Below are 11,212 nucleotides of genomic sequence, written 5' to 3'. Positions count from 1 at the left end.
AAACTAGAAAGGCAAGGCACTGCTCACTTGTGAAGCTTAAGTGAACAGCATTGTTGCAAAGCCAATAAAAAAGCATCTCTGCGGATGCTTTGATGGTTTATTCACGATTTTCGAGATCCATTTTCATGATATTCCAGGTTTCGCCGCCGTGGGTGGATTTCGAGCGTCCCTGGTTCTGGAACCCGAGTTTTTCATAAAAAGGAAGGTATTTGTCCTTGCAAAGCAGGATGATTCCCTTGCGTGAGTCTTCGATGCAGTCCTTGATGACTTCCTTCATCAGGATCGAGGCGTAGCCGCGGCCGGTAAATTCCGGACTGGTGGCTACGGAGAAAATGAGCTGATAGCTGCCGTCTTCGTCGTGAAGTACCGCTTTCTCATACATTTCATCTTCCAGATCCGGTTTGTCGGATACCATGCCGTTCACCATGCTCACCAGCTGACCGTCACGTTCGAGCAGCCAGAAATGGTTGGGAAATACATTCAGTCTTTCCTTGAGCGCCTCATAGCCTGCGGCTTCCGCTTGCGGATAGCACTCTTTTTCCAGGCTGTAAATCCGATCCAGATCATCCGGACGGGCACTTCGAATTTCAAGCATTCTAATTTCCTCCAGTTTGCATCAGATTCCGTCGCCGCATCAGGCGGCTCTGCACCTTTTTCTGGAATCGACTCTTTTCCCATCCCATTTTTTGGGCCGAGAGATCTTCTCCAGAAACGTACAGTCGCAAAACGGATCCTTCGTGTACAGAAAACTTATCCCTTTACGGTGATATGCGCTGATTATACCAAAGCGAATAAGCGAACTTGCCCTGTCCCGCGCAAGATTTGTACTTTTTGGACTTCGGCGTTTGTTTTTTGTGCAATTCTTTACGGATTTCTTTTCGGCCTCCTATGGCGTTCTGGAATTTTTTTGCCGTCTGGCCGCTAGTTTTTATCTGCAGAACGTTTCTGGGGTTCTGCGGTCCGGCCAGCCTGCTTTTTTACATGTGCCAGCTCGACGTAGTGATGGGCCGAAAAAATCCCGTTTTCAATCTCCTGACTGCTGAGCTGGCGTACTTTTCGAGCCGGAATGCCAAGATAGAGCGTTCCCGGTTCGACTTTCTTGCCTTCGCCGACCAGCGCGCCGGCACCGACAATTGCGCCTCTTCCGATTACAGATCCATTGAGTAAAATGGCCCCCATGCCGATCAGCGCGCCGTCTTCGATCGTGGCGCCGTGAATAATCGCCCGATGCCCGACGGTAACATCCTGCCCGATCACAATGGGATAGCCTGCATCGGTATGAAGAACGCATCCGTCCTGAATATTGGAACGGTCGCCGATCGTAATCGGTTCGCTTTCTGTACGAATGACCGCATGCGGCCATACCGAAACGTCAGCGCCAAAGCGCACATCGCCGTCAATCACCGCAAAATCGCCGCGATAAAACGGCTCCTTTTCAAACGCCGTAGGATTTTCTTTCGCGCTTTTCTCCAGAAGGGATCCCTCCGTCTTCCATTGTGACCCGTCGTTTTCCGTCTGGAAATATTCAGTATGTTCTTTGTGCATAGTTATCCTCCGCTTCTTTTTTGGCTTTGGCCCTGGGCTTTCGTCCGGTTCTTTTCTGCATCCATATTAGATGGATCCGCAGGCTCCTGCGCAGATATTGATTGATTTCCCATTTTCAGCAGAATTTGACACCCCCCGGCAGACGCAGCATTGCGAAACGTCTGCTTCCATAGGCAAAAATCCGCAGAAAAGCCGGGATGGCTTCGTTTGAAGCGCTCCCGGCTTTTCTGCGGATTTCATTCATGCAAATTCATTCATCTGTGCAGACCGGCGGCTCATCCCTGAAATCGGGTCATCCTGAAAAGAGTTCAGCATCGGTTTTTCGACTCGCTTTACCCGAATACTTTATTCGGATACGGAAGGCGCCAGGCAGTACCAGGCCACGCCTTCTCTTGTCCAGCCGTTTTCTTCCAGGCGGTTCAGCTCACCGTTTTCGGGAGAGTACGTACGGAAACCGGAAGCGGCATTGTACAGGCGATAGACCGGTTCGCCCTGCGCATACGATTTTCCAAAGCTCTCCTCTTCTGTCCAGCCTTCGTTTACGAGCTGTTCGATCTCAGCGGCATTGACGGAGTAGAAGATATCTCCCGTTTCCGGGTTTCTTGTCGTATAAATATCGGAATACGAAGATTCATCGTCCCGAATATTTTGCGATGGGGCGTTCAGACAGACGGCTCCAGCCAGAGTCCAGCCGGGATAATCGGATTCCTGCGGCGCGCTGGCAGAGCATGTGAAGATGTGCTGGCCGCTTTGCGGATTTTCAAAGTGGTAAACCGGTTCGCCGACAATCACATTCAGTACGGGAGCAATCGCAATGGCCTCCAGATTCTTTCCCGGATTTGCCTTTTCCAGGCGCTCCAGAGAATCTTTTGTGTATTCGAAGGAAATGGCAAGCGAACCTGTGCCAGGCTGAATGGCTTTCTACGTATTGTCGGCATTCACTTTAAGAAGCTCCGGATCCGATTCCAGATGGTAATCGGCTTCCATGTCAACGCCGTCGATGTCATCGATGCGAATCTGGAATACCCCGGTCATTCCAGGAGAGAGTTTCTGGTACATTTCCGGGTTTGTTACTTCAAAACGGGTCGGGCTGACATCAACCGTCGAATCCGGATTTTCGGATATCTTTTCCGTCGACTTAGCACATCCGCCAAGTCCCAGGACGGACAGCCCGAATGCGGTACTCATAAAAACGAGGGCGAAGCTTTTTCTGTGGTTCATAAGAATCCTCCTCATTTCTTAAAGGACATGACATGGAAAAAAGCTTTTGTTCGGATCCAAATCAAGAGAGGCAAAAGGCCCGGTTCTCCTGCCGTCTTTGATCCGTTATAAATCCAGGCCGGCCAGAATGGAATTGAGCTTCTGGTAGGCGCTCTGGACCAGTTCGTTCGGGCTGGATGAAGAACTGGATTCTTCGTTCAGGTTTGTGATGGAAATACTGGTCAGCCAGCTGTTTTCGCAGTCGACGATATTTCCAGAAACCGTGCGGGCGCTTGGCGCCGCCGTGCCGGAAGCCGTAGTTCCCGCTGGATTGAAACTGTAGTAGTAAAGCGTGTCGCGGCCGCCAATGCTGGAATAGAGCGCGCTGTCGGACGTTTCCAGCAGCTCGGTTTTCGTAGTGGGCGGCAGTTCGGTCTGTGTGCACGAAACGGAAATCAGCTTTCCATCCGGCGTTTCGCCTTCCACCACAAGAATATGGCCTTCATCGGCAACGGAAACCCGTGCATCTTCCTTTAAGCCAAGCGAGAGCCTCAGCTCGCTTCCCGGCAGCGTCAGAATGCCGGTCTGTTTGTCATAGCGCGTCAGCAGCTTTTTGGCGCTGTCGCTGAGCTCACCGCTAGCATAGGCGTTTGCCTTATTCCGGATTTGCGGCGAAATTTCCTGCTGAAGATCCGAATCGGCTGCCTCATCCTCGAGGGAATCGACATCCGCTTCGTTTTCCTGCGCTTTGGCCGCCTCTTCGGCGGATTCGGCGTACGCCTGGTCTTCATTTTCGCCATAGACGGCTTCTTCATTTTCTTCTAAAACGGCTGTGGCGATATCCGAAACCGGCGTGCTGCTGCTTCCGAAAAAGAGCGGCTTGAAAAAGCCCATAAGGGCTGCCAGCAGGCCAAAGGCCATGAGGAGAATCAATGCGTTAAAAAGGGTGGTACGAATACGGGCACCCCTGGTATTTTTCGACTTTCTGGGCAACGGGGCTCCGCAATGAATGCATCTGCGTTCGCTTGCCGGATTGTTCCGGCCACAATTTGGACATCTCATAGCATCACCTCAACTGTATATTACTGATGAATCTGGGCTTTTTTCTGTCTCGATTCTTAATCTTTTGTAAAAATCGATTCCCGTTTGTACAGACAAGCAGAGGCTGATACAGAGTGTTTTTCGAAAAAAGGAAAAGACAAAAACGGCTTTAGCTATCCAGTTTTATTCAATTATTCTGAGATTTTTCATCCGGATCGATTGTAAAAAGCGATGCGTAGTGCATGGAATGGCTCTGTTCACTGTGCGTGGACGAAAACAGCGAGCAGCTCTCGATTTCCATAGGCTCGAGTCGGAACAGCGTCGATCCAAAGCGGTCATGAAATTCCGCCCGGGCTTTCAACAGGTCGCCTTTTTGTCTGGATCGAGGCACCCGAATGAGCGTAACGTGCGGACCGTACGGCCGATCATCGAACGGAAGATCGGCCTTTTTGAGCGCTTTGACAACTTGAGCCTGATAGTCCATCAGCGCCGGATCTTTTTCAAAGCGCAAAACGAGCGCGCTTAAAAACCGATCGTATCCAGATGGCTTCAGACGTAAAGCCGGCAGCGGAATATCCTGAAGGATCTCTTCGATGACGGGAATCTGATCCGGGTCGCACTCCCCTAAAAACGCAATCGTCACATGCAGGTTTTCCTGCGGAATGGCGTGGCCTGAAACACCTTCTTTTTGTAAAGTGTCAATCAGCTTCACGAGTTCTGTCTGCCCGGACGGCTTGAAATTTAAGCGATAAACAGTCGCATAAAGTATCTCCTTTCAAGGAACGTATACATTTCCTGTCTTATGGTTCTGCCGTTTTTTCTGCTCGCTTCTATGGACAGGGATCTCTGTTTTTTTTGGGAAACCGTTTGGCCTGTCATCCCGATCCTGGTCTGCGGAGTCTTCCAGAAGCCGCTTTGCAAAAGCGGTCGAAATCCGTCGGAAATGCGGGCGTCAAAGCCTGGTCAAGACAGGCGAAACCGACGGAGGAATCCTGTAAAAACGAAAGCTGCAGGAAGCCCAGCACGGAGGCTATGACAGAGGCTATACATAGTAGAAAAAACTGCAGGAATCGGACGCATTGAAAAAGAAACAATCGCCGGTCTGCTTCTGAATTCATCGTATCCAGAGGGTTTCGTTTCACCATGCGTTCTGCCTGCCGGCAGTCTGTTCTGCACTTCGATTGCCCGTTTCCATTCAATTTTCCTGTCGAAGCAGGCGGATGTTTACGCCAGCTTTCCGCGGTATTCCTTTGGCTCTTCTTTGTCTTCGGCTTTTCTTCTTCTGGACTAAAAAGCGCGCTTTTTAAGGACGGATTTGAAAATCCATCACGCGAATTGTCTTTGTATAACGTACGCAAAAACGGGCAAACCGGACTTTGTGTTTTCGTCCGTTTTTTATAATAAAAGCACGGAAAGAAGGTAGTAATCATGTCCAAGATGACCATCGATCAATACGTTGCAGAAGCTAAATCCAAGAACACCCCGATCATCGATGTCCGTCCCGCCGAAATGTTCAACGCCGGCCATATTCCAGGTGCCGTCAATATCCCCCTCGATCAGATTGAAACCGCCGATGTAAAGCCCGGATCCGATCTGTACTGCGTGAGCGGCTATCACGCCCGCATCGCCCAGGAAATGCTTGCCAAGCGCGGCATTCCAGCCACGGATATCGGCGGTATTGAAGATTACACCGGCCCGATTGAGCGCGCTTAAATCGGACGTTTTTTCCACGAAAACACACCCGAACGAACCAAACTGAAAACAATATCGTGCATGAATACAGCGATTGAGTAAAATGACCTTTGTCCTGATGAACCGGAACAAAGGTCATTTTCTTTTGGACTCCGGAATTCTTCGGACAGGAGGAAAACATGAGCGGTTTTTTTGGAACAGCACTGAAAGGCAGCTGCGTACTTGATCTTTTCTTTGGGACCGATTATCACTCCCATCTGGGTACCCGGCGGGCAGGTATGGTGGTCCACGGACCGGATGGATTTACACGTTCCATCCACAACATTGAGAACACGCCATTCCGCACCAAATTTGATGATGAACTGGATTCATTCCAGGGAAATCTCGGTATTGGATGTATTTCCGATTACGAAGCGCAGCCGCTTCTGATTCATTCCCGGCTCGGATCCTTTGCGATCACGACCGTCGGCAAAATCAACAACATCGCCGAACTCAAGGCACTCTGCTTTGAAGAAGGTCTCACCCATTTTTATGAGATGAGCACCGGCGAAATCAATCCGACCGAACTGGCTGCAGCTTTAATCAGCCGGAAGAGCACGTTCAAAGAAGGCATCGAATACTTGCAGGATCTTGTCGAAGGCTCGCTGAGCGTTCTGATCCTGACGAGCGAGGGTATTTACGCGGCCCGCGACAAACTCGGCCGTACCCCGATTATTCTCGGCAAAAAAGACGAAGGCTTCTGCTGCGCCTTTGAAAGCAGCTCCTTTCTGAACCTTGGCTACAAGCCGTATCGCGAACTGGGCCCAGGCGAAATCGTCTTCATCACGCCGGAAGAAGTTGTCCCCGTTAAGGAACCGGGCGACACGATGCAGATCTGCTCCTTCCTCTGGGTTTACTACGGCTACCCGACATCCACATACGAGGGCATTAACGTCGAACAGATGCGCAACCGCTGCGGCAGCCTTCTGGCTGCGCGCGATCACGTGCATGCCGACTGCGTCGCTGGCGTTCCGGATTCCGGCATCGCCCATGCGATCGGCTACTCCAACGCCGCGCACATTCCATACGCCCGCCCGTTCATTAAATACACGCCGACCTGGCCGCGCTCCTTCATGCCGACCACTCAGGCCCGCCGCAACCAGATCGCCAGCATGAAGCTGATCCCGGTTAAGGAAATGATCGAAGGCCGCCGTCTGCTGCTGATCGATGACTCCATCGTCCGCGGCACCCAGCTTGGCAACACGTCCCGCTTCCTGTATGAATCGGGCGCGAAAGAAGTTCACGTTCGTCCAGCGTGCCCGCCAATTCTTTACGGCTGCACCTTCCTGAACTTCTCCCGTTCCACTTCGGATATGGATCTGATTACCCGCCGCATGATCGTCAAGCTCGAAGGTGAAAACCCGTCGCCGGAAAGACTGGCCCTCTACGCGGATCCTGACAGCAAGGAATACGCTGCGATGGTGGAAGAAATCCGCAAGGTTTCCGGCTTCACCACGCTGCGCTACCATCGTCTCGACGACATGGTCAAATCCATCGGCCTGCCCAAGTGCAAGCTGTGCACGTACTGCTTTGACGGAAAAGGCGCCTGCCCGCACCACAAAGCAGGCCAGAAAGAAGACTAGTTCCTTTTTCGAAATGAATTTGGCAGCGCCGTCGTTTTCTCAACCGGTCCGTCCGTACGAATTCCGGCTCTAGCCTGCTGAAGCATTATTCTGAATTTATTTTCTGCGGAAAGATTCGTCTTTCCGCATTTTTATTTTCCGGCTTTTCCTTCGGCTGTTTTGCGCTTTCCTTCCGGCGTCCTTTCTGTTTTCTGTTCGGTGCACTTTCTCTTCGAATCTGGATTGCGTTTTGGAATGGGGGCAATTCGCATTCTTTTGGCATGGATTTTGAGGGGGCAATTGCGGCAGACCAATTGTCTCTGTTATAAGAAAAACAATATTTTTTGAAAACAGGCGATGGAAACGTTTCGTTTGCACGCCTGCCTGGATCCTCAGGAATCATGTTGTTCCCGCTGGATTTGGGAAGAAAGGAGAATCTGATGTCCGATTCAACCATCCCCTACAAAATCTATCTGTCCGAAGACGAACTGCCCAAATACTGGTACAACGTCCGTGCGGATATGAAAGTCAAACCCGCTCCTCTGCTCAATCCGAAAACGTTCGAGCCGATGACGCCGGAAGAACTTTCCGCTGTCTTCTGCGATGAACTCGTCGCACAGGAACTCGACAACGACACCCGGGAAATCCCCATTCCGCAGGAAATCCAGGATTTTTATAAAATGTACCGTCCTTCCCCCGTCGTACGCGCCTACTGTCTGGAGAAGAAACTGGGAACGCCGGCTCATATTTACTACAAGTTTGAAGGCAACAACACCAGCGGCTCCCATAAGCTCAACTCCGCCATCGCCCAGGCGTACTACGCGAAAGAACAGGGCCTGAAAGGCGTTACGACTGAAACCGGAGCCGGCCAGTGGGGTACCGCGCTTTCGATGGCGTGCGCCTACTTTGATCTCGACTGCAAAATCTTCATGGTCAAATGTTCGTACGAACAGAAACCGTTCCGCCGGGAAGTCATGCGGACGTACGGAGCCAGCGTCACCCCGTCCCCTTCCGAAACAACCGCGATCGGCCGCAAGATTCTCGCCGATCATCCCGGAACGACCGGATCGCTTGGCTGTGCGATTTCCGAAGCAGTAGAAACCGCGACCGGTCTGGACGGCTATCGCTACGTGCTGGGCAGCGTCCTGAATCAGGTTCTGCTGCATCAGTCCGTGATTGGACTGGAAGCTAAAGCCGCTCTGGATAAATACAACGTCGTTCCCGATCTCATCATCGGCTGCGCCGGCGGCGGATCGAATCTGGGCGGTCTGATTTCTCCCTTCATGGGCCAGAAGCTGCGCGGCGAACAGGATTACCATTTCATCGCGGTAGAACCGGCGTCGTGCCCGTCCTTAACCCGCGGAAAGTACGCCTACGACTACTGCGATACCGGCATGGTGACTCCGCTGGCGAAAATGTGCACGCTCGGATCGGACTTCATTCCTTCCGCTAACCACGCCGGCGGTCTGCGCTACCACGGCATGAACAGCGTACTCTCCGAGCTGTATCACGAAGGGCTGATCGAAGCCCGCTCCGTAGAACAGACGGCCGTCTTTGAAGCCGCGGAACTGTTTGCGCGTACCGAGGGCATCCTGCCCGCTCCGGAAAGTTCCCACGCCATTCGCGTAGCCATTGACGAAGCGCTCAAGTGCAAGGAAACCGGCGAAGAAAAGAACATCCTCTTCGGTCTGACCGGTACGGGCTACTTCGATCTCTTTGCGTACGAGAAATTCAACAACGGCGAGATGAGCGACTACATCCCTACGGACGAAGAACTCGAACAGGCGCTGCGCAAGCTGCCGCAGGTTCCCGAAGAAAACGCCTGATCGCTCGATTTTCTCGAACCGTCCGCCTGCTCCTGACTTACGGTTTCTCTGGATCGTCTGGCTCGATCCGTCCTTCTGCTTTTTTCACCCCCTTTTTCGATTTTTTCCTGACTTACGGGGAGAATGAACCAAACTGGACAAACAAGAGACCAGATGAGACCGCTTTCTTTCCCTTTCGATGAACTTTGGTATTGTATAGATACCAACACACAGGTTCAAAAAAAGTGAGTCCCTTTTCCAGGCGCGTCAGAGAAGACGTTAAAACCCATCGACGGAATAAAACCCGAACATGAAACTCGCCAGACACCATCCGTGCGAAAACGAACTGCAGACCGGTGACAATCCTCAGAATAATCAGCCACTGCAGAACAGGAATCGTTGCTTCGCAAAAGGCAGGAGGAGAACATTCAGGCATTGCTTTCAGAACTGCAGCTTATGCGATTGTCGAGTTCAGTCTGAAAGAAACGAGGACGTGGAGCTGGAAGTTACGCGAGCAGGGCCGAAACAATTCACAAAAGGGCCGTAGCGCGATCGTCTGAATCCGAAAAGAACTCACTTACCCCGGGAAGCCAATCGGTATCCCGGGGTTTTTGTCTGTCCGCTTTTCCTGTCTGCATAGAAAAACGCCGCAGCGACAGTTGGTTCTGTCTTTGCGGCGTTTCGATTCTGGATCGGTTATGTCAGTAAACGGAAAGCTGGAGTTTTCCTGTGCTGGAACATTCGGGATGAAATCCGAGCTTTCTCTGGCCAGGCTTTACTGATCGGAGCGCTGGTAGGCGTTAGTCATATTGCAGGTTGCGGTAAAGAGAACCTGATCGACCAGACCCTGGGTCTGACTCTGCGCCAGATCGGCAATCTGCTGGTTAGCGGCCTGCAGAAGCGCTTCGCTGCTTTCGCCTTTGAGTGCTTTGGCGATCGTTTCGTCAACGACATGACGGGCAGCGGCACCAAGGGCCTGCTGATAGCGTTCGACAAAGACGATGGCGTCGCTGTGATGGGCATCGGCCAGGGCGCTGATCAGACGGTTGTCCCAGTAGAAGCTGTTGGTATTGCACTGCAGTTTCGTGTTGGAGAAATACGTCGGCACTTCGGTTACGTTCGCAAACTGCGGAACGAGTGCGTTGTAGACGTTGGATGCGAAGGTGATCCACTGAATGCTTTTGACGGGATCGGGCAGATCGCCGCGGATCTGGCTGAGCGAAAGGAACGCGGTGCGGTTAATGCCGATCGTACGGAACAGACGGCCTTTTGGCGAAGACGAATACGGATCGTACGGGGTGCCCTGATACGTCGAGGACAGCACGTATTTGACATCGTCTACGGTAATCAGATGTTCCGGTTTGCGGCTGAACGGCATGTTGTCGCTCTGCGGCGTAAATTCAGCGTCTTCTCCATCCCAGCGAACGGTCGTCGGGTTGAAATAGCGCTGGCCGTACCAGAGACGCGGGGTGTTATACACATGGTCGGCATCGGTGTGGCTGCCAAAGGCGACACGCGGATTGAAGCGGCCGTCGACAATGCGGGCCAGACTGTTTTCGTTAATGAAGGTTTCCAGATCTGGCGAGCACATGAAGTTTTCCTTTTTGCCTAAAGCGTCATCGAGATCAAAGGTGTCTTCGATAAAGCTGTTTGGGATAACGGAATAGTGATCGTCCGGCAGACGGCTGGCAATCCAGTGATGGCCGCCGACGCTTTCCAAAAACCAGACTTCGTCCTGATCCGAGAAGGCGATGCCGTTCATTTCATACGTACCATATTCTTCCAGCAGGGAGCCCAGACGCATAACGCCTTCCCGTGCGCTGTGAATATACGGCAAAACGAGGACAACGATATCTTCTTCGCCGATGCCGCCCGGTTTTTCGCTTTCGCCGTTTTGTGCTGGAGTATACACAACCAGCGGATCGGCGCCGAGAACGCGGACGTTTGAGGTGATGGTTTCGGTTGCGGTCATGGCGACGTTGTCGGCGTTAATGCCGGAACCTGCCCAGATTCCCTTTTCTTCGGGATTTACGTTTGGAAGCGCGCTGTAGCGCATCGGGTTATCCGGAAGTTTGACTTCCAGATGAGAAATTACGGAATGATAGGTGCGGGGCTGTTCTTCCGGAAGCACCATGCAGTATTTTTTGATCGCAAAATGTCCGTTTGGATTGTCGTCATTTCGCGCGATCATGGTTGAGCCGTCAAGCGAAGCCTTTTTGCCAACCAGAATTGTAGTACAAGCCATAGAGATCCCTCCATTTCAAATTTCAGGGTTTTTGATTCAACCTAGAGGCTTTTCCACGCTTATTGTGGCACAGTTTTCAAATC

At 52.0% G+C, this 11,212-nt stretch carries 12 protein-coding genes and 1 pseudogene; 3 read left to right on the top strand and 10 right to left on the bottom strand.

All coding sequences use genetic code 11. From position 1 onward, the window contains the following. Positions 1-97: 97 nt before the first annotated feature. The 8 genes and pseudogenes from Q2J39_RS05650 to Q2J39_RS05620 all read right to left on the bottom strand — a co-directional run bounded on the left by Q2J39_RS05650 (position 98) and on the right by Q2J39_RS05620 (position 5,216). On the bottom strand, positions 98-595 hold the full coding sequence (locus Q2J39_RS05650; protein WP_230267572.1) for a GNAT family N-acetyltransferase: 498 nt from the start codon (positions 593-595) through the stop codon (positions 98-100). A gap of 326 nt (positions 596-921) precedes the next feature. Continuing rightward, complete coding sequence (locus tag Q2J39_RS05645) at positions 922-1,545, bottom strand: gamma carbonic anhydrase family protein (RefSeq protein WP_288339310.1); 624 nt, start codon at positions 1,543-1,545, stop codon at positions 922-924. Positions 1,546-1,890: 345 nt separating this feature from the next. After that, complete coding sequence (locus Q2J39_RS05640; protein WP_288339312.1) at positions 1,891-2,337, bottom strand: hypothetical protein; 447 nt, start codon at positions 2,335-2,337, stop codon at positions 1,891-1,893. A gap of 129 nt (positions 2,338-2,466) precedes the next feature. Then, complete coding sequence (locus Q2J39_RS05635) at positions 2,467-2,766, bottom strand: hypothetical protein (RefSeq protein ID WP_230267575.1); 300 nt, start codon at positions 2,764-2,766, stop codon at positions 2,467-2,469. 105 nt (positions 2,767-2,871) lie between these two features. Further along, the gene (locus Q2J39_RS05630) at positions 2,872-3,666 is read right to left on the bottom strand and encodes a hypothetical protein (protein WP_288339315.1); all 795 of its coding nucleotides are present in this window, start codon (positions 3,664-3,666) and stop codon (positions 2,872-2,874) included. A gap of 75 nt (positions 3,667-3,741) precedes the next feature. Continuing rightward, positions 3,742-3,807 (bottom strand): annotated as a pseudogene (locus Q2J39_RS10790) (zinc-ribbon domain-containing protein); the annotation flags it as partial. A 166-nt stretch (positions 3,808-3,973) separates the two neighbouring features. Next, on the bottom strand, positions 3,974-4,555 hold the full coding sequence (gene thpR / locus Q2J39_RS05625) for an RNA 2',3'-cyclic phosphodiesterase (RefSeq protein ID WP_288339343.1): 582 nt from the start codon (positions 4,553-4,555) through the stop codon (positions 3,974-3,976). 106 nt (positions 4,556-4,661) lie between these two features. Continuing rightward, entirely contained in the window at positions 4,662-5,216 is a 555-nt protein-coding gene (locus tag Q2J39_RS05620; protein WP_288339317.1) for a hypothetical protein, read from the bottom strand. Between Q2J39_RS05620 and Q2J39_RS05615 the strand changes: the two genes are divergently transcribed. Together Q2J39_RS05615 and Q2J39_RS05610 are read left to right on the top strand one after the other, a co-directional pair. Further along, positions 5,215-5,499 (top strand): rhodanese-like domain-containing protein, encoded by a 285-nt coding sequence (locus Q2J39_RS05615; RefSeq protein WP_230268343.1) that lies wholly within the window; start codon positions 5,215-5,217, stop codon positions 5,497-5,499. The genes Q2J39_RS05620 and Q2J39_RS05615 overlap by 2 nt on opposite strands. Positions 5,500-5,657: 158 nt before the next feature. Continuing rightward, a complete protein-coding gene (locus tag Q2J39_RS05610) occupies positions 5,658-7,100 on the top strand; it encodes an amidophosphoribosyltransferase (protein ID WP_288339319.1) in 1,443 nt (480 codons plus the stop codon). 85 nt (positions 7,101-7,185) lie between these two features. On the opposite strand, the gene Q2J39_RS05605 is transcribed toward Q2J39_RS05610, so the two are convergent. After that, entirely contained in the window at positions 7,186-7,482 is a 297-nt protein-coding gene (locus tag Q2J39_RS05605; protein WP_288820987.1) for a hypothetical protein, read from the bottom strand. Between the two features lie 37 nt (positions 7,483-7,519). Here Q2J39_RS05605 and Q2J39_RS05600 point away from each other — a divergent pair, with 37 nt between their 5' ends. Beyond that, a complete protein-coding gene (locus tag Q2J39_RS05600; protein WP_288339321.1) occupies positions 7,520-8,905 on the top strand; it encodes a TrpB-like pyridoxal phosphate-dependent enzyme in 1,386 nt (461 codons plus the stop codon). A 754-nt stretch (positions 8,906-9,659) separates the two neighbouring features. On the opposite strand, the gene Q2J39_RS05595 is transcribed toward Q2J39_RS05600, so the two are convergent. Further along, entirely contained in the window at positions 9,660-11,129 is a 1,470-nt protein-coding gene (locus tag Q2J39_RS05595; RefSeq protein WP_230268339.1) for a C69 family dipeptidase, read from the bottom strand. Positions 11,130-11,212 lie beyond the last annotated feature (83 nt).

Source organism: uncultured Allobaculum sp. (genome assembly GCF_948576815.1).
In the GTDB taxonomy this organism is placed as follows: Bacteria; Bacillota_I; Bacilli_A; order Erysipelotrichales; family Erysipelotrichaceae; genus Allobaculum; species Allobaculum fili.
This window is presented reverse-complemented; position numbering and strand designations above follow the sequence as displayed.